The sequence below is a fragment of the Flavobacterium anhuiense genome (assembly GCF_050990855.1).
In the GTDB taxonomy this organism is placed as follows: Bacteria; Bacteroidota; Bacteroidia; order Flavobacteriales; family Flavobacteriaceae; genus Flavobacterium; species Flavobacterium anhuiense_C.
The window spans coordinates 3,127,979-3,151,388 of record NZ_CP158861.1 but is presented as its reverse complement, the minus strand read 5'-3'; the positions used below and the strand labels follow the sequence as shown (position 1 = coordinate 3,151,388).

General features: G+C 35.9%; 12 protein-coding genes. 2 read left to right on the top strand and 10 right to left on the bottom strand.

Annotated elements, in window-relative coordinates:
* Positions 1-9: 9 nt before the first annotated feature.
* Entirely contained in the window at positions 10-921 is a 912-nt protein-coding gene (locus ABTV69_RS14050; protein WP_433829755.1) for a bifunctional metallophosphatase/5'-nucleotidase, read from the top strand.
* Here the strand turns inward: ABTV69_RS14050 and ABTV69_RS14045 are convergent.
* The 9 genes from ABTV69_RS14045 to rpsF form a co-directional block, all read right to left on the bottom strand.
* Entirely contained in the window at positions 908-1,600 is a 693-nt protein-coding gene (locus tag ABTV69_RS14045; RefSeq protein WP_433829753.1) for a hypothetical protein, read from the bottom strand. The two genes, ABTV69_RS14050 and ABTV69_RS14045, sit on opposite strands and share 14 nt — an antisense overlap.
* The gene (gene ligA, locus ABTV69_RS14040; RefSeq protein ID WP_433829751.1) at positions 1,590-3,593 is read right to left on the bottom strand and encodes an NAD-dependent DNA ligase LigA; all 2,004 of its coding nucleotides are present in this window, start codon (positions 3,591-3,593) and stop codon (positions 1,590-1,592) included. The genes ABTV69_RS14045 and ligA overlap by 11 nt, the downstream gene beginning before the upstream one ends.
* A gap of 244 nt (positions 3,594-3,837) precedes the next feature.
* Complete coding sequence (locus tag ABTV69_RS14035; RefSeq protein ID WP_433829749.1) at positions 3,838-5,775, bottom strand: OmpA family protein; 1,938 nt, start codon at positions 5,773-5,775, stop codon at positions 3,838-3,840.
* A gap of 11 nt (positions 5,776-5,786) precedes the next feature.
* Positions 5,787-6,719, bottom strand: coding sequence for a PorP/SprF family type IX secretion system membrane protein (locus ABTV69_RS14030; RefSeq protein ID WP_433829747.1), 933 nt, complete (start codon positions 6,717-6,719; stop codon positions 5,787-5,789).
* A 44-nt stretch (positions 6,720-6,763) separates the two neighbouring features.
* A complete protein-coding gene (locus ABTV69_RS14025; RefSeq protein ID WP_433829745.1) occupies positions 6,764-17,152 on the bottom strand; it encodes a gliding motility-associated C-terminal domain-containing protein in 10,389 nt (3,462 codons plus the stop codon).
* 1,154 nt (positions 17,153-18,306) lie between these two features.
* A complete protein-coding gene (locus tag ABTV69_RS14020; RefSeq protein ID WP_433829743.1) occupies positions 18,307-18,780 on the bottom strand; it encodes a DUF6495 family protein in 474 nt (157 codons plus the stop codon).
* A 128-nt stretch (positions 18,781-18,908) separates the two neighbouring features.
* The gene (rplI, locus tag ABTV69_RS14015; RefSeq protein WP_202001440.1) at positions 18,909-19,349 is read right to left on the bottom strand and encodes a 50S ribosomal protein L9; all 441 of its coding nucleotides are present in this window, start codon (positions 19,347-19,349) and stop codon (positions 18,909-18,911) included.
* A gap of 67 nt (positions 19,350-19,416) precedes the next feature.
* Positions 19,417-19,713, bottom strand: coding sequence for a 30S ribosomal protein S18 (gene rpsR / locus ABTV69_RS14010; protein WP_002987043.1), 297 nt, complete (start codon positions 19,711-19,713; stop codon positions 19,417-19,419).
* A gap of 5 nt (positions 19,714-19,718) precedes the next feature.
* Positions 19,719-20,060 (bottom strand): 30S ribosomal protein S6, encoded by a 342-nt coding sequence (gene rpsF, locus ABTV69_RS14005; RefSeq protein WP_068842999.1) that lies wholly within the window; start codon positions 20,058-20,060, stop codon positions 19,719-19,721.
* A 177-nt stretch (positions 20,061-20,237) separates the two neighbouring features.
* On the opposite strand from rpsF, the gene ABTV69_RS14000 reads away from it, so the two are divergent.
* The gene (locus ABTV69_RS14000) at positions 20,238-20,936 is read left to right on the top strand and encodes a LytR/AlgR family response regulator transcription factor (protein ID WP_008463025.1); all 699 of its coding nucleotides are present in this window, start codon (positions 20,238-20,240) and stop codon (positions 20,934-20,936) included.
* A gap of 7 nt (positions 20,937-20,943) precedes the next feature.
* On the opposite strand, the gene priA is transcribed toward ABTV69_RS14000, so the two are convergent.
* A complete protein-coding gene (gene priA / locus ABTV69_RS13995) occupies positions 20,944-23,403 on the bottom strand; it encodes a replication restart helicase PriA (protein WP_433829741.1) in 2,460 nt (819 codons plus the stop codon).
* Positions 23,404-23,410: the final 7 nt, after the last annotated feature.

Here is a 23,410-nt window from a genome sequence, read left to right as displayed (position 1 = left end):
ATATACAAAATGAAAAGAAGAGAGTTTATCGAAAAAACAGCTGCGAGTACTGCCCTATTAAGTTTAGGATTGTCTCTGAGCAGTTTTGAAAGTAACGATATTAAGCATTTAACGATTCTACATACTAACGATGTGCACAGCCACATTGATCCTTTTCCTGCTGATGATCCGCGTAATCCTAACAAAGGTGGCGTTTCTCGTCGCGCAACATTGATTGAAACTATCCGTAGAGAAAACCCGAATGTCCTTTTATTGGATGCAGGGGATATTTTTCAGGGAACGCCATATTTCAATTATTATGGAGGAGAATTGGAATTCAAATTGATGAGCATGATGAAATACGATGCTTCTACAATTGGAAATCATGATTTCGACAATGGTCTTGACGGATTGTATGCACAGCTTCCGCACGCCACTTTCGATTTTATCAACTCTAACTATGATTTTAAAAACACAGTTATGGACGGTCATGTGAAACCGTACAAAATCTTTAATAAAAACGGAATTAAAGTTGGTGTTTTTGGAGTTGGAATTGAGTTGCAAGGTTTAGTTGATAAAAAACTATACTTAGAAACGGTTTACAATAATCCGGTTGAAGTTGCTCAAGACATGACACAGCTTTTGAAAAAACAAGAAAAATGCGATTTAGTAATTTGCCTTTCGCATTTAGGTTATAAATACAAAGATGAACCAACAAAAATTAGTGATTTGACTTTTGCGGAGCAAACGCAGGATATTGACTTAATTATTGGAGGCCATACACATACTTTCTTGGACAAACCAACAGTGGTGAAGAACAAAGCTGGTAAAGATGTGCTAGTAAATCAAGTTGGATGTTACGGAATTAATTTAGGCCGCATCGATTTCTATTTCGATAAAGACAAGGCACATACCAACCAAAGCACAACTATTGTTGTATAACCTTTTTTTGAATTCTAGCTTTTTCTAAAAAGTATTCTACCATAAAGAAATAAGCTAGAATTTGAGTTGTATCTCGTATTAAAACTAGAACAATCGAATACGAGAAATATTCATTAAAAATATAAAAGATATCAGAGAAAATATAGCTTATTGCCATGAGTGACATGAGCAATGCTACATGCGTTCCTTTTGTGATGTAGCTTACAAAACAGAAATAACTTAGTATACTCAAAATTATTCCGTATACGGTGTAAAGCACTATAAATTTTCTCATGCTGTCTAGCTGAAGACTCAAAACAGAGATTAACAAATAGACAATAAAAACCACTACAATAGAAATAGGCAGAATATCGCGTCTGGTTAATCTGATTCTATCATGTTCCCGAATAAATATGATCACGATTAAACTATAGACAATCAGGAAACTGAAAACTCCTCCTATTTCGGAGCTTTCAACATCCATTAAATCATAAACTTGTCCGACAAAACAGAAGAAAAAAATTAAGCCTTCTGTTTTTCTGATTTCGAACTCACTACTAATTAAGTAATAAATAAAAATAGCCGGGAGAACAATCGCCTTTGCATAAGTCGCAAAAACATCTTGTTCTGTGCAATCAAAAATGATGGTACACAACAAGGCAAAAAAGAACAAAATTAATGATGGTTTATTAGGCTTCATTTAATTTGTTTATAAAATCCTCTTCAGATAATATAGTGATGTTTAGCTTAGTTGCTTTTTCTAGTTTTGCTGGCCCCATATTATCTCCCGCTACTACAAAATCTGTTTTTGCAGAAATTGAGCTTCCTACTTTTCCTCCGTTATCTTCAATGGCTTTCTTTAATTCGTCTCTAGAAAATTGACTAAAGACGCCAGAAACCACAAAAGTTTTTCCAACAAATTTATCAGTAGCATTTGGGTTTATTTTCTCTTCAATTTCAAATTGAATTCCATAACTTTTTAAACGTTCAATAATTTTTCTGTTCTCTTCATTGTCGAAGAATTCAATAACACTTTTGGCAATTCTTTCTCCAATTTCATCAACCAAAACCAAATCCATTAAAGAGGCTTGAGCCAAAGCATCTATATTTTTATAATGTTTTGCCAATTTTTTGGCAACGGTTTCTCCAACAAAACGAATTCCTAATGCAAACAATACGCTTTCAAACGGAATCTCTTTTGATTTCTGAACGCCATTAACTAAGTTTTCAGCAGATTTTTGAGCCATTCTTTCTAAATGCAGAATGTCTTCTACTTTCAATTCATACAAATCGGCATAATTATGCACTAAATCATTTTTGAAAAGCAGCGCCACTGTTTCCCCTCCAAGCCCCTCAATATCCATTGCTTTTCTCGAAATATAATGCTGTACTCTACCAATAATTTGCGGAGGACATCCATAAAAATTAGGGCAGTAATGATTGGCTTCTCCAACATTTCGCACCAATTCGGTATGACACTCTGGACAATAAGCAATATAATTTGTTTTTTCTGAATTTTCTGGACGCTTGTCTAAATCTACTGCGATGATCTTTGGGATAATCTCTCCTCCTTTTTCAACAAAAACAGTATCGTTTATTCTGATATCTAATTTTTCAATTTGATCAGCATTATGAAGAGAAGCTCTTTTTACAATAGTTCCTGCCAACTGTACAGGTTCTAAATTGGCAACAGGAGTTATCGCTCCCGTTCTTCCAACTTGATATGAAATTGATTTTAGTACAGTTGAAACTTGTTCTGCTTTAAACTTATATGCAATTGCCCAACGAGGCGATTTTGCCGTATAACCTAATTCTTCCTGATGCTGAATGCTGTTTACTTTTACAACAACTCCATCGGTTTCATAAGGCAAGTTATGACGGTGTAAATCCCAATAATCAATAAAATCGAAAACTTCACTCATGCTATTGGCTAATTTTGCTTCTTTCGGAACTTTGAATCCCCAGCTTCTTGCCGATTCTAAACCTTCGTATTGTGTTTTAAAAGGCAGATTGTTTCCTGTTACAAAATATAGCAGACACTCCAACGGACGTTTGGCAACCTCAGCACTGTCTTGCAATTTTAAACTTCCCGATGCGGTATTTCTAGGGTTTGAATAAGGCGTTTCACCAATTTCTATTAGTTCCTGATTCATTTTTTCAAAACCAGCAAACGGAAGAATTATTTCGCCGCGAATATCAAACTTATCAGGATAATCTCCTTTTAAATGTAAAGGAACCGATTTTATAGTTTTTATGTTGCTCGTAACCTCATCTCCTTGAAAACCATCTCCTCGCGTTAAGGCTTGGACTAGCTTCCCGTTTTCGTACGTAATACTTATTGATGCACCATCGTATTTTAATTCGCACGTATATTGCAGGTTTACATTTCCTAAAACCTTCTGAATACGGTTTTCCCAATCTAAAAGATCTTCCTTAGAATAGGAATTATCCAAAGAATACATTCTGTATTGGTGCGCAATTGTTTTGAAGTTTTTGGTAACGGTTCCTCCTACTCGCTGAGTTGGCGAGTTTTCGTCAAAAAACTCAGGATTTTTGTTTTCAAGATCTTGAAGCTCTTTTAGCTTGATATCAAAATCATAATCTGAAATTGTAGCATTGTCTAACACATAATAATTATAGTTGTGCTGATTAAGTTCATTTCGTAATGCTTGAATGGTCTCTTGAATGCTCATAAAATAGTAAAATATTGCAGATTATAATAATGAAAAACTGAATATCAAAATTAGAATTTATTTTTGTTCCAATGCAGAAAAAATTAAAGTTTTAAAAAATCAAAAATCAGACTGCAAAGTCATGCAGCCTGATTTTCTCCTTGTCCATTATTCTTAAAAAAGAATTAAAAAAACCAACTTCCAAATGGTTTCGACGTTTTATATTTTAAACTGAAAATCAATACTTTACAGTGCAAATATAAAATTATTTTTGAATAATGATAAAATCAGAACGTCTATTTAGCAGATGCTCTTCTTCAGAACATTTTACACCATTTTTACATCTATTAATTAATCGCGTTTCTCCGTACCCAATTGCACTCTCAATTCTAGAAGCATCTATACCTTGAGAAAGAATATAATCTCGAGTTGATTTTGCTCTATTATCTGATAGTTTGAGGTTGTACGAATCTTTTCCGCGTGAATCTGTATGCGATTCAATTTTGATTTTAATTTTTGGAAATTTCTGCATAATAAAAACAACTTTAGACAATTCTTCAATAGCTTTTGGTGTAATATCATACTTATCATAATCAAAATAAATCGGGTTTACATCGACTTTCTCGACTCCTTGTTTTTTAACTACCAAATCATCATAATTGCTTAATTCAAAATTTACATCTTTTATTTCGCCACCATTTATGTCCGTTGTTTCGACCGTTTTGTCGTCACTACTGTAATTCGGTTTTGCGGCAATCATCTTCACTGTTTTATTGCAAGGAACTTCAATAGCATATTTCCCGTCGAAATTTGTTTTAGTTTCTCCTAAAATTTCACTAAAAGAGTTATACGCCATTATGGTCACGTCGGTCAAAGGTTTTTTCGTTTTATGATCGATTGCCATTCCAGAAATGCTTTGGTTACAGACTGGTTTTCCTTTTACAAAAGAATAAATATCATCATCACCTTTTCCTCCAGCTCTGTTTGAAGAAAAATAGCCGTAAACATCTGTCTTATCAATTATAAAAGAGAAATCGTCTTTGTTACTATTGATTGGCGCTCCAAGATTTCTTGGTGTAGAAAAAGTTCCATCTGGCAAAAGTTTGCTTTCGTAAACATCTAAATCTCCCCAACCGTAATGTCCATCAGAAGAAAAGTATAAAACTCCATTTTGGTAAAACGGAAACACTTCGTTACCAATGGTATTAATATTTGGTCCTAGATTTTGTGGAGAACTCATCGTTCCGTCTCCTGCAATTTTCACCATGTACAAATCTGTTTCACCTTGACCTCCTGGCATGTCCGAAGCAAAGAAAAGCAATTGTCCGTCTTCGCTTAATGATGGATGCCCAACAGAGTAATCATCGCTATCAAAAAATACTTTCTGTGGATTTTCTAATTTGTTATTGACAATCGATCCCTTAACAATCTGAAAGTTATTAACTTTTGCATCATCAATAACCAATTTATTTTTTTTTACGATATTAGTCGAATAATAAATTGTCTGTCCTTGACTATCAAAACTAGCCGTTGCTTCATGATATTTTGTCATTACATTAGGAAGAAAAACGGTTTCATTGAACAAACTGCCGTCTGCTGGATTTCTTTCTGCGATGTACAGATTAAGAAAAGGCTGATTGTTCCAAGTATACAATTTTTCACTAAACTTCGTTGTATCACGAGCTGATGTAAATACCACATTGTCTTTAAAAAATGTAGCTCCAAAATCTGATTTACTGGTATTGATATCTAAATTTTTAATGGTGTAAAGAGGCTTTGCTTTTGCAACGCTGTCCATATATTTCTTTTGGGCGACATATCGGTTAATTTCTGCCTTATCACCTTTTTTATCTAGATACTCTTTAGTGATTTTATCTGCGTCATCATAATCCATAACGGCTTTCATGGATTGAATGTAACGCAGATAGTAAATATCCGTAAGGTTGTTTCCTTGAACTTCATACAGCTTTTTGTACCATTTTAGTGCATTTCTAGAATCAGAAATAAAATAGTACGAATCTGCTGCATTTTTCAAAGTCTGAGCTGATGGATCTTTTATGTTTTGCAAAATTTCTTCGTAAGCTTTTGAAGCATCTGCATAAGAAAAGTTTCGAAACAACGCATCGGCTTTCTTTAGATTAGTTTTTTGAGCGAAACTAAACGTAACGCTCAAAATTAAACATAGGATATATAGCTTTCTCATAAGTTTTGGTTTTAGAAGAATCGAGGAGATTTAATTTTGCTTTGGTTTTTCACAAATTGATAACGAAGGATAAATTCGTGAGAACCATCGTTGTATTTATTCAATTCGCTTACAGTGTAATCAAATGCGTATCCAAGAAAGAAACTTGGTGAAATTTGAAAACCTGCCAATATACTTATCGAATCATCTGTTCGATATGCTCCTCCTATAACAAACTTTTCCTGAATCATGAAATTTGCCGATATATCAGCAGTAATTGGTGCACCACTTACTGCCTTTACTAAAAATGCTGGTTTAAACTTCAAATTCGGATTCAAATCGAAAACGTAACCTCCCATTAAATAGTAATGCATACGATCATAATCTATGGATTCACGAACATCATCATAATAATCATTCTGAATAAAGCTCGGAACAGATAGCCCTACGTAAAATTTTTCGGTATAGTAATAAATACCTGCTCCTACTGCTAATTTCATTTGATTATTGATATTCTGATTCAACAAAACATCGTCATCATCGTAGTATCTTCCTTTAGACCAATCAATGTTTAACATCCTTGTACCTGCTTTTACCCCAAAAGCTAATCTTTGTTCGTAGCCTAGAGCTATTGAATAAGAGAAGTTTCCATCAAGGTACAATTCATTTGAAGGTCCGATTTTGTCATTTACAACGCTTAAACCTAATCCCAGTTTTTCATTTCTAAGAGGAGAATGAATAGAGAAAGATTGTGTTTCTGGAGCGCCAGGCATGCCGACCCATTGAGAACGATATAAAAGTGCTGCCTCTATGGTTCCGGTAGATCCAGCATACGCTGGATTTACCGCCATAGTATTATACATATACTGCGTATATTCGGGATCTTGTTGTGCCGAAGCACAAACCGTGATTAAAGAACATATTAAAATAAAATACGTTTCTAATGATTTTATATATAGTTTCATAACGATACTTATTTAGTTTAATTAATTAGATTAATAGAAGTGGATTATCTCATAATAGACAACCAGCCTTTTTTAACCGTTCCATCTCCAATGGTTATCACATAAAAATAAGTACCTGTTGGCAGCATATCTCCTCTATTAACAACTCCGGATACATTTGCTGTTCCGTTCCAATCATTTTCATAATGTGCTTTACTATACACTAATGCTCCATATCTGTTAAACACTCTCAACTCGTTGTTTGGATACGACTCAATACAGTCTATTCTGAACAAGTCGTTTTTACCATCATTATTTGGAGTAAACTCATTGTAAACAGTTAAACAGATTGGCACTAATGTCACTGAAGCTGAATTGTTTGATGCATCAACATCTAAAGGAGTAGAAATTTCTACCGCTGCTACAGCTGTGTAGTTACCGTTTGGCAACACTTCTGCTACAACTGTCAATACTACGCTCTGACCCGCATTTAATGTTGGTATTGTCCAAACCTGTGTTGCTGGATCGTATGTTCCTGCTGTTGCTGAAGAACTTACTAACTGTAAACCGCTTGGAAGTAAATCACTAACAATCGTATTTATGAAATCGCCTTCACCTACATTGTTTACGGTAATGGTAAACGTTACTTGATCTCCAAAATTCGGTGTTGGATTGTCTACAGTATGTGTAATCGTTAAATCTGAACAACTTGTAACACTAACATCTAATGTTTTAATTGTTCTTTCGTCACAATTATTTACATAAGCTACCGTTACTTTTCCTGGACCAATATCTGACCAAGAAACTGTTACTGAACCGTCGTTTGTACCTCCACCAGAAACAATTGTACCTCCGTTAATCGTCCAAACATAATTAGATTTACCATTTGCAATTGAATACGTTACACCTTTGAATACACATGGCGTATCATCTGTTGATGCAATTTGAACTGCCGCATCGTTTTCGAACGCAATTGTAATACCTAATCTTGGTCCGTTATCACAACCATTAAACGTATTGGCCAATGACCCTGCATAGTAAGTTGTTGCGGTAAGCGGAGTATTGTTTGCTAATGGTGTTCCGCCAGTTGCAGATGCATACCAAACAACATTTGTTTCATTTACCAAAATATTAGCCAATGTTGGCAAAGCAGATAAACAGAATGTCTGTGTAGTTCTTGGCGTTGTAATTACACTTGGTGAATTTACATTTACCACAACTGCTAATCTATTTGGATTCTCGCAGCCAATAACACTTGAAACTGCACCATAATAAGTACCTGTTGTAAGCGCTGTTGTTGGCGGAATTGCTGTTCCTCCTGTAGCTGTACTGTACCAAACAACATTTGCTTCGTTTACTTGAATATTAGCCACTGTTGGCGAATTTAAAGTACAGAAGTTTTGAGTTGTGTTAGCTGTAGTAGGAGTTGCACTAGGGTTAACCACTGTAACCGTTACCTGCAAACGAGTTGAGCTTTCACATCCAGATGGATCAACTATATTTCCGAAATAAATTCCAGAAACAAGTGGTGTTCCTGCTGCTATTGCTGTTCCTCCTGTTGCTGCTGTATACCATGTTACATTGCTTTGGTTAACTTGAATGCTTTCAACAGTTGGCGCACTTGCAGAGCAGAAAGTTTGTGCCGCATTGTTTGTTGTTGGATTTATTGTATTACCAACTGTTACAGCCACTTGTAATCTTACACTACTTTCGCATCCTGTTGCTGGATCTTTAATTGCTCCAAAGTAAGTTGTTGTTGTCAAAGCAGCTGTCGGAGCCAATGCAGTTCCTCCTGTTTGAGTTGTATACCAAACTACATTGCTTTCATTCACTTGAATATTAGCAACAGTTGGATTTGTTCCTGTACAGAAAGTCTGTGTTGTAGCATTCGTTGTTGGCGTTACTGGATCTGTTACATTAATAACTACCTCAGCTCTATCTGCGCTTTCACATCCTGTTGCTGGGTCTTTGATAGCTGCATAGTATGTACCGCTAGTTAAAGCTGTTGTTGATGCAATCAATGTTCCGCCTGTTATAGTTGTGTACCAAACAATATTTGCTTCATTAAACTGAACGCTTGCAAAAGTAGGCGCATTTACCAAACAGAAGTTTTGTGTTCCTGCTGTTACCAAAGTTGGAGTTCCAGGATCGTTTACAATTACATCAACTGTTAATCTATCAGCACTTTCGCAACCTGTCGTTGGGTCTGAAATTGCTGCAAAATACTGTCCGCTTGTTAAAGCTGTTGCAGAAGCAATTACATTTCCTCCTGTTGCTTCATCGTACCAAACCAAATTAGCTGGATTAGTCTGAATACTTGCAAATGTTGGAAGGTTTGCTTTACAGAAATTTTGCGTTCCCGCTGTTACCAGAGTCGGAGTTCCCGGATCGTTTACAATTACATCAACTGTTAATCTGTCAGCGCTTTCACAACCTGTTGTTGGGTCTGAAATTGCTGCAAAATACTGTCCGCTTGTTAGAGCTGTTGTCGGAGCTATTACTGTTCCGCCTGTCGCAGCTGTGTACCAAACCACATTAGCTGGATTAGTCTGAATGCTTGCAAATGTTGGAAGATCTTCTTTACAGAAAGTTTGCGTTCCTGCTGTTACTAAAGTCGGTGTTCCCGGATCGTTTACAATTACATCAACTGTTAATCTATCAGCGCTTTCGCAACCTGTAGTTGGCTCTGAAATTGCTGCGAAATACTGTCCTGTTGTTAAAACTGTTGTCGGAGCTATTACTGTTCCGCCTGTCGCAGCTGTATACCAAACAATATTGGTTTCATTGGTCTGAATGCTTGCAAATGTTGGAAGATCATCTTTACAGAAAGTTTGTGTTCCTGCTGTTACCAAAGTTGGAGTTCCAGGATCATTTACAATAACATCAACTGTTAATCTGTCAGCGCTTTCGCAACCTGTTGTTGGGTCTGAAATTGCTGCAAAATACTGTCCGCTTGTTAAAGCTGCTGTTGCTGCAATTACATTTCCTCCTATTGCTGCATCGTACCAAACCACATTAGCTGGATTTGCCTGAATGCTTGCAAATGTTGGAAGATCTTCTTTACAGAAAGTTTGTGTTCCTGCTGTTACCAGAGTCGGAGTTCCCGGATCGTTTACAATTACATCAACTATTAATCTGTCAGCGCTTTCGCAACCTGTTGTTGGGTCTGAAATTGCTGCAAAATACTGTCCGCTTGTTAGAGCTGTTGTCGGAGCTATTACTGTTCCGCCTGTCGCAGCTGTGTACCAAACCACATTAGCTGGATTAGTCTGAATGCTTGCAAATGTTGGAAGATCTTCTTTACAGAAAGTTTGCGTTCCTGCTGTTACTAAAGTCGGTGTTCCCAGATCGTTTACAATTACATCAACTGTTAATCTATCAGCGCTTTCGCAACCTGTAGTTGGCTCTGAAATTGCTGCGAAATACTGTCCTGTTGTTAAAACTGTTGTCGGAGCTATTACTGTTCCGCCTGTCGCAGCTGTATACCAAACAATATTGGTTTCATTGGTCTGAATGCTTGCAAATGTTGGAAGATCATCTTTACAGAAAGTTTGTGTTCCTACTGTTACCAAAGTTGGAGTTCCAGGATCGTTTACAATAACATCAACTGTTAATCTGTCAGCGCTTTCGCAACCTGTTGTTGGGTCTGAAATTGCTGCAAAATACTGTCCGCTTGTTAAAGCTGCTGTTGCTGCAATTACATTTCCTCCTATTGCTGCATCGTACCAAACCACATTAGCTGGATTTGCCTGAATGCTTGCAAATGTTGGAAGATCTTCTTTACAGAAAGTCTGTGTTCCTGCTGTTACCAGAGTCGGAGTTCCCGGATCGTTTACAATTACATCAACTATTAATCTGTCAGCGCTTTCGCAACCTGTTGTTGGGTCTGAAATTGCTGCAAAATACTGTCCGCTTGTTAAAGCTGTTGTTGATGCAATTAGATTTCCTCCCGTTGCCACATCGTACCAAACCACATTAGCTGGATTTGTTTGAATGCTTGCAAATGTTGGAAGATCTTCTTTACAGAAAGTCTGTGTTCCTGCTGTTACCAAAGTCGGAGTTCCAGGATCGCTTACAATTACATCAACTGGCAATCTTGTAGCGCTTTCACAACCTGTAGTTGGGTCTGAAATTGCTGCAAAATACTGTCCTGTTGTTAAAGCTGTAGTCTGAGCTATTACATTTCCTGCTGTTGCTGCATCGTACCAAACAACAGTAGCTGGATTAGTCTGAATGCTTGCAAATGTAGGAAGATCTTCTTTACAGAAGTTTTGTGTTCCTGCTGTTACCAAAGTCGGAGTACCAGGATCATTTACATTTACTGTTACTTCCAATCTTACTGAACTTTCACAGCTTGTAAGTGCATCTGTAGCCGCTCCATAGTAAATTCTACTTACTAACGGAGTCGTTGAAGCAATTACATTTCCTCCTACTGCCGCATCATACCAAATTACATTGCTTTCGTTTACTTGAATGTTAGCAACTGTTGGCGCAGCAGATAAACAGAAATTTTGAGTACTGTCTGTTGTGGTTGGCGTATTTGGATCGCTAACAATAATTACCGCATCTTGTAATGTTCCTGCTAAATTCTCGCAAGTATTAGTGCTCGAAACAGCAACATAATATGTTTTCGGACTTACTGCTTTTGTTAAACCTGTAGCGGTTAAAACACCTGCAGCATCTATTGCATACGTTACTCCTGCTATTACAGCTCCGTTTGTAATTGGCTGTGTTCTATTAGCATCTAAGTACCAAGTAAATACTGGACTTGTCAATGCTGGTGCGGTCGGAGTTAATGATGCTGGTGTACCAGGGCAAACCGTAACATCATCTACTAAAATATCATTTACTGCTGAAGGAGGTAAAATCGTGAATGTGATTTGTTTTCTATCTGCTGCTGCAGTTTCACACAATTCATCAGAACTTACTCCAACATAATATGTATAAGTTCCCGGAGCCAATCCAGTTACAACTAACTGACTTGCTGTTTCACCTGCAACTAACTGACTTGTTGCTCCGTCAAAACGATACCAGTGATAAACAGGATTTGTTAAAACTGGTGTTCCGCTTAAAGTTGTTGCCAAAGTTACAGTTCCTGAAGCTGAACAAACTGAAGTTGCAGTCCCTCCGTTTAACGTAATATCTGTTAAAGCATTTACTGGAGCAGAAGCTTTTACTTCAACAGTCACTTCTCCTCTTGCATAATCTTGACAGCCATAACGTACTGGCTGTACATAATATTTATAAGTACCTGCTGTGAGGTCTGCTGGAACGGTAAAAGTTGTTCCGCTTCCTACTTGATTTCCTCCAGTTTCGGCATCGTACCAGAAATAGGTTGAACAAGCTACTTCAGGTATTTGGAGTTCTATTTCGGTTCCCGGACAGACCGTAATTTTATTCTGCGGATTGGCTCCAATTACCGTTGTATTAGCGGTTCTTTCTACAGTATGAACTCTTAAGAAATCTAATACTCCTGCAACACCTCCTAAACGAATTCTAACTCTATCGTAAATTTCTGTTGGAGAAGACACCAATACCATTGCCAAAGAATTTCCTGGCAATAATTTTAGACTTAACAATTGACTCGTATTTTGGATTGGAGCACCAACTGCCACATTTCCTAAATAACGCTGAATTGAAAATCCTGTAAGCAAATTAACCGTTAAAAGAGAACCTGGTTTAGAAACCACAATTCTTAATGTATCGCTTACAACAGAAGGCGTTTTAAATTGTACTGTCAAATCTGCAGCTGCCGCAACTCCAACTCCACTATACATTGTAGCAAAAGTACTCACATCTTTATCAGCAACATTCCACGCATCACTTACCCCTATCAAAGCAGTTGCTGCACCAACAGGTAGATTTATATCTGTAGCTCCATAAAAAATATCTTGAATATCTCCTGCTGTACAATTTACTGTAGTTACCGGTTTTTTATAATAAGCATCAAATACTTTTGTATTTTGAGCTACACTTAAAATTGAAGAAGACACAATACGAATACCATCATAATCCTGTGGACCTGATGCATCTGAAGGAACAAAAGTAAATTCATAAGTATTTTCACCTGAAAGCAAATTTAACAGTGATCCTGATACTGGTTGACCTGTACCAATAAGAACTCCATTTTTTGTACCTACTACTGATAAATTCTGACCAACACCCAATACGCTATATTCAGAACCTAATTTAACTGTCACTGGAGTACCTTTAGCAATATTAGCAGGCCAAGTTAAATTTTGCCACGTTGTTCCAACGCCTAAAATACCTGCAACGGTAGCAATTGTTGAGAATGTCTGAGGATTTCCATCGACTGCATTTGCATTATCCAAAACTCCTCCCAAGATTATAGAACCTTCACTTTCCGCTGATGCATAAACACGTTCTGTTAAGTTTTGGCAGCTCGTAAGATCTATAACATTGATAATCTTAGTTGCAGTTATAGAACAAGCCCCATTAGTTGCAACAGCTGTGTAGGTATAAACCCCTGGTGTATTTAATGGACCTGTTGTAAATGGAGGTCCTGCAATTGCAACTCCTTGCTGATTAAACCACGTAATAGTTCCTGTAGAAGTCGCTACTAACTGAACATCTTGTCCAACTCCTACAGATTCTTGCGGAGTAGTTACTGTCAAAGTAGGCAATACATCAATTGAAACTGTTACAGATTGTCTAGCTGACGGACAAGTACTTGTTGCACTTTGTGCTTCTATATAATAAGTACCACTTGCTGTAATATTAGCCGCTTCGTCAGCAGTTATTACGGTATTTGAAGAATTATAGAAAGTATAAGTCGTTGACGAATCAAAATTTGTGATCGCGTTTCTTAAATTCGCACTTCCACAAGCTTGTAATGTTGTCAAGATAGTTGGTAAAGGTGTGATAGAAGGTAAAGTAACTGTTACTTGTTTTAAATCTCCGTTCACATTTTCGCAAGTAGCGCCATTTAAAGCGGATATATAATAATTAAAAGGACCTACACCAGCTAAACCAGAAATAGTAAGAACGCCATTAGCATCTATTGCAAATGATGCAGTTCCCTCAACACTTCCATCAGTAATTTCTACAGCTTTATTTTGATCTTTATAATATCTAAACTGAACACCTGGAATATCAGAAGAAGGAGCCAAAACGGCTGTTCCTGCACAAGTCGCTTCAATTGGACTTGCTATTGTGATATTTGCTGCAGTTGGAATTGGTAAAACATTTACTGTAACTGCTTGGCGCAAGCTATTAACACAACCTGCACGTGTTGCTTCTAAGTAGTATGTTGTTGTAGTCGTCAAGGCAGCTGTAGGAGCTACACTTACAACATTTCCTAAAGTTGGAGAATCATACCATACGAAAGTTTCTCCTCCTGCTGAAGTTGCAGATAAAGTAGCTGTTTGCCCTTCACAAATCGGTGCCGAAGCCCCAGTAATTGTAGCATTTGAATATCTATAAGCTGCCTGATAAATATATAAATTACTCAATAAAGTAACACCTCCTAATCGTACTGCTATACGATCAAATGGGGCTGTTGCAATAAAACTAGCTTTAAATTTATTTCCAGACAATAACTGAATATTTAATAAACCGCCGTTTATTGCTGTTCTGTCATTATTAGAAGCAAGTCCGTTAAAAGTTTCAAGAGTAACATTAGAGAATACACTTATATCTAAAACTCCCCCTGGAATTTCTAAATCAACGTCTATAATGTCTCCTGCCAAGCCTGGATTTGTAAAAATTAGCTGTTGTTCAAGATACCCCGCCACTCCAGCTGGCACACTAAGCCGTGAAAAAGTAGTGATACTACCGTCTGCAGCTTGATTTGCATCAGTAACCGAACATAAGGCACATACACCACCAGTTGAAAAAGTTTGAGAACTAGCCTGTAAACAGCTGCTTGCACTTGGTATTACCGTTACTGTAACTGCGCCTCTCGCTGTATTAGCACAATCTGTAGCTATAATAGAAGCTTCTACATAATAAGTTGTATTAGTTGCTAATGCTGGAGTTATAAAGGTTGTAACATTAGTAGCTACTAAGTTTCCATTTGTTGCTGCGTCAAACCAATTGTATCTTACTCCAGAAACTGGATTAGCAATAGTCAATGTAGCATTCTGACCTGACTGTATAATTACATTAGAAGATGTAAAAGTCGGTGTTGCTGGTATTGGACTAACTGTCAGATTTACTGGCAACCTTGTTGACGTAACACAACTTCCGATCGCTGCCTCTACAGAATAAGCTGTATTTACAGTTAATACAGGAGTTGTGAAAGAATTACCTGTAAATACCAAATTTCCACCTGCATCATACCAATTATAATCAGTACCCGCAACTGGAACATCTACAGATAATGTAGTCGCCTGTCCGCTGCAAATAGTGGTAGGAGATGCAGTAACAGTTGTTGGCAAAACAGGATTATTAATTAAAATATCAACTGGATATCTTACACTATTTACACAACCATTTCTTGTCACTTCTACATAATAAGTAGTGGGTGCAGTTAAAGCTGGTGTTGTAAATGCAGCTGTAGAAGCTAAAGAAGAACCTCCCGTAGCAACACTATACCAGTTTACCGTTTCACCCACTGCAAGTGCAGCAGTCAAGGTTGTCGTTGTACCACTACAAATAGTTGTATTTCCAGCAATAGTTGGTGCTTTATAACGATATGTAGCTTGATAAATATTTAATATAGATAAAACTGTTGCCAAGGCTCCTAATCGAATTTCTACACGATCGAAATTAGCTCCCGCAGTAACAGTAGCTCTAAAACGATTTCCAGATAATAACTGCAAATTAATTAACGGATTTGTTATAGCTACTCTGTCGTTATTATACGTGGTACCGTTATAAGTTGCCAAGCTAACAGCTCCTAATAAAGAAAGATCTGCTAAACCTGTAGGTAATTCCATATCAACCTCAACAACATCACCAGCTTTACCTGGATTAGTGAATTGCAATGTTTGCTGTATCGATGCGGCCACTCCAACTGGAACACTTAAAGTTGCAGCAGTTGCAGGATTACCATCAACGGAATTATTCAAATTAGTCGCACTACATAATAAACAGATACCAACTTGAGTAGTTACCTGACTGCTTGCCTCAAGACATCCTCCTAAAGCTGCAGGCTGGACCGTAACTGTAACTGGTACTCTTGTTGCACTAACACAATTTCCATTTGGACTTTGTGCTTCAACATAGTACGTTTTGGTAGCAGTTAAAATTGGCGTTGTAAAAGTTGGTGTATTAGTTGCAACCGCTGTTCCACCTGTTGCGGTTTCGTACCAATTTAATTGTGCTCCAACATCAGTAGTTGTAGCGCTCAAAGTGGCATTCTGACCGGATTGTATGGTTACACTTTGCGTGAGAACTGTAGGTGTAGCTGGAACTGCTGTAGAACTAATATTTACCTGTGTACGACTACTAACACAAGTACCAATAGCTGCTTCAACAAAAAATGAAGTTGTTCCTAAAGGTACTGTTGGAGAATAAGTGGTACCACTAGCCAAAACAGGACCACCTGTTGCCCCAGAATACCAATTGTAGGTTGTTCCTGGAACAGCATTAACAACCGATAAGGTTGTTTGCTGAGTTGCTCCTGTTGAACAAACTGTTGTTCCAACATTGCTAATGGCTGGAATTGCTGGATTAGAAACATTTAAAACTACTGGTACACGAACATTTCCTTCGCAACCTGCAGCTCTTGTTATTCCTATATAATATGTTGTATTTCCAGTTAAGGCAGGAGTTGTGTATGTATTTCCCACTGCCAAAGCTGTTGTCGAAAATTCAGAACTATACCATGCGAGCGTAGTACCCGCAGCTGGCGTCGCAGTTAGAGTTGTGGGAACTCCAGCACAAATTGTCTGAGCTAAACCGCCAGATACAGTTGGTTGTGCAAATTCTAGTCTAACATCGTAAACCCTTAAGGCTGCTAAAAGAGCTACCAAACCGCCTCCAACTTGAATTTGAATTTGGTTAGTATCACCTGTAATAGGAAATTTTGCAACAGCAACAGTATTGCCACTTAGCAAATTCAAATTCAAAAGCGGACTATTTAAAGCCACGCTTGAACCTACATTGGTTCCAGAATTTTTAGCTTGAACTGTTGCATTTGATAACAAAGTTAAATCAAGCAATCCGTTACCTGTACCAAAGTATATTGCAACTTGATCACCGGCTCGGGCCGTTTGGTTTAAAGTCATTGTTTCTTCAGCAAAACACCCCGCTACTGCAACACCATTGGTTAAGGTTGCATAAGTGGATAAACCAGCGCTATCAAAAGCATTGGCGGGACTATTAACATCTACTCCTAAACACAAAAGCCCTCCTCCCGTACTATTTGTCTGAGACACAGGTCTACAAATAGTCTGAGAGAATGCATTAGTGCAAATCAAAAATAAAGTTAAAAGTCCTAATAATCTCATTTGAGGATTGAGATTACAAAAAGTAAATTTTTTTTTCATAATTTGGAAGATTAGAAAATGGACAATAAAACACCTCTCGCAGTAAGTGCAAACACCTACGCAATTAAACAATCGATTAAAAATGAAACAGTTAAAACAAAAAATAGCAACTTATAAATAAGCTTCTAAACTTTGTTTTATTTAAAAAAATTACGTTGAATTCGGCATACCGAAATATACCGGAGAACAGATCCTATCTTCTAGAGATAAAATAAGTTCCATCTTTTTTGAGAAATACCGATTGTAGTCAGTTTTCTCTGCGGAGTGATTTGTTGCAGGTCTAATTTTCATAATGAAAACCTTTAGTTGAAAGTAGAATTGGGGATTCTTTTATATAAGTTGGTTCTATTTATTGAAAGTTGATTATTCTTTCTAAAACTATCAAGCCTAAAAGCCGATTTGAACCTATTTTATATCAATAAAATTAATACTCCTTATAAGTTAACCTCCGAATGGGGTATTCATAAGACAGCGAACTAAAAAGTAAATCCTTAGAAAAAAAATTAAGTATTGGGTAACGATTAAAATCGTTGAAATGAAGTAAATTAAATAGGTTAAAAACTAAATGTACAATTAAAGTAAATTTGATAAAGAAAGTAATTGTCAATTCCATACGCAGACTTATAAAGGTTATTGTATAATTTTTCAATTTTCAATCTTAACAACATGGCGTATATTTTTTAACCAATATGTTTTTGAAAAATCAAAAGAAAACTTTGTTTAACTTTTGTTACCTAAAATTAAAAAAAACAAAAACATAAAACAAGCCTAAAATTCTTATAATTTAATCTTAAATCTTTAAATCAAAAATTAACAGCGCACGAAAACATCAGTAAAATCGCTACTTTTAACATAATTGTATTGCAATTTTAAACTTAAACAAAATCTTAGACAAAATATGTTAAAACGATTTAAATAAAGAATTATCTTACATTAAAAATAAAAACATCGATAAAATTATCCGCAATTAAGACCAAATACAGCAAAACTGTTTTACAAAACTATAATTTACAAAAACGTTGAAGGATTCTAAAAATTCGCGTAGAAATACGGGGCAAAAAATACCAAAAAGATTAAACAAAAGTTAAAAAACAAAAAAAAAGCAGGCATTTATACACTTATTGCCTGCTCTCCTAAAAATTAAAAAATTTAACTTAAGATTCTATAATAGTATTGATTTGATTAAACAATTGCCCATCACTTAAAAAAGCACCTTGTTTAATCAATTCGAAAATAGAAGAATTTCTTTCATCTGTAAATACCTTCTTTCCTACTTTCATTTCAATATTATCTGTAAACATATTATCGCTTAGCCACTGAAGTCCTTCTTTAGTTAAAAAGTCAACCTCTGGCGAAGCTGTTTTCAAAACAATTGATTTAATATAAGTATCAAAACAATGAAATAAAAAAATATGATTTTTAGAAAAATGCTCCAGATATTCTGCTCTCCCTAATACACCTTCCCAAATCAAATCTGAGAAAACATCTAATTCCTGTTCTGCAACTTCAGGTTTATTCACCTTTAGTTCTTCCCATTCTTTCCTATCTATTGCTTGTGTAGCCAAAAAACTTGCAAATTCAGCATGTAATTCGTCAAACTGCTCTTTAGTTAATCTTGCGTATTTCATTTCCCTCTGCTTTAAGCTTTAAGCTATAAGCCATAAGCAAACTATGGACAAACACTTAAAGTCTGATTTATTTATTGTAAAAAAAAATCCCGATTTGCATCGGGATTTTAATATAGATCTAAAAACTATTACTTTTCAGCAACAATTTCGTAAGCTAACTCAACGATTACATCTCTGTGTAAACGAACTGTAGCATTGTATTTTCCTAAACGTTTTACAACACCGCTAGTGATGAATTTTCTATCGATAGCATTTCCAGATTTCTCTAAAGCTTCAGCGATATCGATGTTAGTGATAGAACCAAAAAGTTTCTCTCCACCAGCTTTTGCAGTAAGTTTAATTTCAAGAGCTTTTAAAGTTTCAGCTAATGCTTTAGCATCAGCAACAATTTTAGCTTCTTTGTGTGCTCTTTGTTTTAGGTTTTCAGCTAAAACTTTTTTAGCAGAAGGAGTTGCTAAAGTAGCGAATCCTTGAGGAATCAAAAAGTTACGTCCGTAACCTGGCTTTACAGATACTACATCATCTTTAAAACCTAAGTTTTGTACGTCTTGTTTTAAAATAATTTCCATGTTGTTGTCCTTAAATTTTAGAAGTTAGGTTCTGCATAACAGAAACCAGCGACTAGAGTTTTTTATACTATTTTAATAAATCGGCCACGTATGGCATTAAAGCTAAGTGACGAGCTCTTTTTACAGCTACAGAAACTTTTCTTTGGTATTTTAATGAAGTTCCAGTTAAACGACGAGGAAGAATTTTTCCTTGCTCATTAACGAATTTCAATAAGAAATCAGCATCTTTATAATCGATGTATTTGATTCCTGATTTTTTGAAACGGCAATACTTTTTAGTTTTGTTAGTTTCAATGTTTAAAGGCGTTAAATATCTGATATCTCCGTCTTTTTTTCCTTTTGCAGATTGTTCGATTGTAGACATAATAATTACGCTTTAGTAGATTTTAATTTTGCTCTTCTTCTCTCAGCCCATGAAATAGCATGTTTATCTAAACTTACAGTTAAGAAACGCATAACTCTTTCATCACGTCTGAATTCAGTTTCAAAAGCTAAAAGAACTTCTCCAGCTACTTTGAATTCGAATAAATGGTAAAAACCACTTTTTTTGTTTTGGATTTCGTAAGCCATTTTTTTAAGACCCCAATCCTCTTTCGATACCATTTCAGCTCCTCTACTAGTAAGAAATTCTTCAAATTTCGTTACTGTTTCCTTCACCTGAACCTCAGATAAAACGGGATTTAAAATGAAAACAGTTTCATAATGATTCATAAATAAAAAATTTATTTGTTAAAATTGGGTGCAAAAGTAAGGATTAAATTTATATATCCAACATTTTTTTTCTTTTATTCGTCATAATGCAAAAAAGATGCCTCAACCTTAGTTTTTTTTACAAAAAAATAATACATTTACTACTGCTATCCTGAATTTATTCTAAATTTAAATGTTATGAAACTAAACTGTGTTGTTGTAGATGATAGTTCTATACAAAGGACAATTATTGCCAAATTGGTTAATAATCACCCAGGCTTGCATTTAATCGGGGATTTTTCTAATGCAATTGAAGCAAAAAGTTGTATCTCATTAAATAATATTGACTTAATATTCCTTGATATAGAAATGCCAGTTATTAACGGATTTGATTTCCTTGATGGATTAAAATCTAAACCTCAGATTATATTTATTACTTCTAAAGCTGAATATGCCCTAAAAGCTTTTGATTACGATGCTACCGACTATCTTCAGAAACCAATTGCCGTAGATCGTTTTAATGCTTCTGTTAAAAGAGCAATCGATATGCATTTATTGAAAAAGGACATCAAAGAAGAAGAAGGTGAACATATATTCATCAAAAGCAATCTAAAAAAACTTAAAATCTTCACTTCAAAAATAAAATGGATTGAAGCTTTTGGAGATTACGTAAGAGTAGTAACTGAAGACGACAGCAATCTGGTTCTTTCAACTATGAAATCTTTCGAAAACGACTTATCGAAAGACAAATTCATACGTGTCCACAAATCATATATTATCAATATAGACAAAGTAGAACGCTTTAACAGCAAATTTGCCGAAATTGGCATTACCAAAATACCGTTAAGCCGCAATAAAAAAGAAGATTTAGTAAAAGCACTTTCAACTTCTTCTTAATTGCCGTTTAATAGAAATCTACATTGATCACAACTTTTATAGCTCTATATTGAGCCACAGCCTCGAAACTATTCAGCATTTTCTGGATAGTTTTTTTTGTGTTTCCTAAATGAAGATTATGCGGAACCTTAATCAAAATAGTTCTAATATATTCATTTCGTATTCTGCTTATCGCCGGCTCTTCAGGTCCCAAAACTGGCATTCCTAGATTTTGGCTCAAAACCTGATACAGCCACATCGCTCCTTCTTTCAGTTTTTCAAAATCTTTATGCTTTAATGTAAGCTTAATAATCCTGAAATATGGCGGATATCTATAAATCTGTCTATCATACAATTGCTCTTTATACATACCTATATAGTTATGGTTGGTAACTTGCTGAATTGTATTATGATTTGGATTATACGTCTGAATAACAACTTTTCCTTGTTTTTCTGATCTCCCTGATCTCCCTGCTCTTCCCGCAACTTGCGTCATCATTTGAAAACTGCGCTCAAAAGCTCTAAAATCTGGATGATGCAACATATTATCAGCATTCATAATACCAACCAAACCTACATTATCAAAATCAAGCCCTTTGGCCAACATTTGTGTGCCCACCAAAATATCAATTTCACGATTTTTAAAGGTATCTATAATCTTTTCAAAACCAAATTTACCACGAGTGGTATCTTGATCCATTCGAGACGTTTTTGCCTTTGGAAAAAGTGATGCCAGCTCCTGCTCTATCTGTTCGGTACCAAATCCTTTTGTAGTTAGATCTATACTCGAACAACTATGGCAATGGGTAGGTTTCGCAATTGAATAACCGCAATAATGGCATCGCAATTGATTTTTATGCTTATGATACGTCAAACTCACATCACACTGTTGGCAATGCGGAACGTGCCCACAAGTCATGCATTCTATTATAGGCGAATATCCTCTTCTATTTTGAAACAAAATCACCTGCTCACCCAAAGACAATGACACTGCAATTTCTTCGATTAAAAGGTCGCTAAAATGCCCTGTCATTTTTTTCCTGAAATGTTTGTCTTTTAAATCAACTAAAAGCACTTCTGGCAAACGGACATTTTTATAACGTTCAGAAAGCGTCACCAATCCGTATTTATCATTTTGCGCATTAAAATAAGTTTCAATACTTGGCGTTGCCGAACCTAACAAAACTTTTGCTTTATGAAAGTTCGCCAAAACAATAGCCGCATCTCTGGCATGATATCTTGGCGCTGGATCTGTCTGCTTAAAAGTTTGTTCGTGTTCTTCATCAACAATCAATAATCCCAATTCATTAAAAGGCAAAAACAAAGCCGATCTCGCTCCTATTACAATTTGTGCTTTTGGCGAATTTTCGAGTGTCTGCCTCCATACCTCAACTCTTTCATTATTACTATATTTTGAATGAAAAACAGCCACTTTATCTCCAAAGTGAAGGCGCAATCTCGAAACTAGCTGTGTCGTTAAAGCAATTTCCGGCAATAGATACAAAACCTGCTTTCCTGTCTCCAGATATTCTTCAATTAATTTTATATAAATCTCGGTTTTCCCGCTAGAAGTTACACCATGAAGAAGGCAAACTTCTTTCTCTAAAAAACTATTTTTTATTCCAGAAAAAGCATTGTATTGAGCTTCACTCAGCTGCAGTTCTTTTTCCGTCACTTCTCCATTAAACGTAACACGATCATGCTGCAAATAATACTCTTCAAAAATTTCTTTTTCAACCAGAGACTTTACTGCCGCCGATCCAGCATTAGAAACTTCTACGAGCTTTTTTACTGTTATTGGTTTTTTCTCTGAAGCACTGATTTGAAAATATGCTAAAACAATTTCCCTTTGTTTATTCGCGTTTTTAAGCACAGTCAGCAATTCTTCCAAACCTCTATCGGTTTCATATTTAGAATGCAATTTTACATATCGAACCAATTTCGGTTTATACGTTTCTTTTATTTCTTCATCCAAAAAAATAATATCCTTCGCAATTAATTTTTGCAGAATCGGAAGAATATTTTTTCTATTTAAAATTGAAGCAATTTCTTGAACTTTTAACGAACTCTGGTGATGCAAGGCTTCATAAATTAAAAATTCATCATCAGAAAGATCGCTATCATTTACTATTACATCAGGTTTATGCGAAATAATGGTTTCACTCTCCAGCAATAATCCGCTCGGAAATGCGCCGCGATATACATCTCCAATACCACACATATAATAATTAGCCACCCAAAGCCAGTGTTTAATCTGAATTTCGGTTGCGATTGGCTTTTCATCTAAAATTTGATGGATTTCTTTCGCCTCATATAATGTTGGTGCATTTTCATGAACATCCAGAACAAGAGCTGTATATATTTTGCTTTTACCAAATGGCACAGCAACACGCATTCCTTTTTTAATGAAATGATATTCGGCCTCAGAAATTCGGTAAGTAAATGTCTTAGCTAAAGAAAGCGGTAAAATGACTTCAATGAAATGCATGGGATTT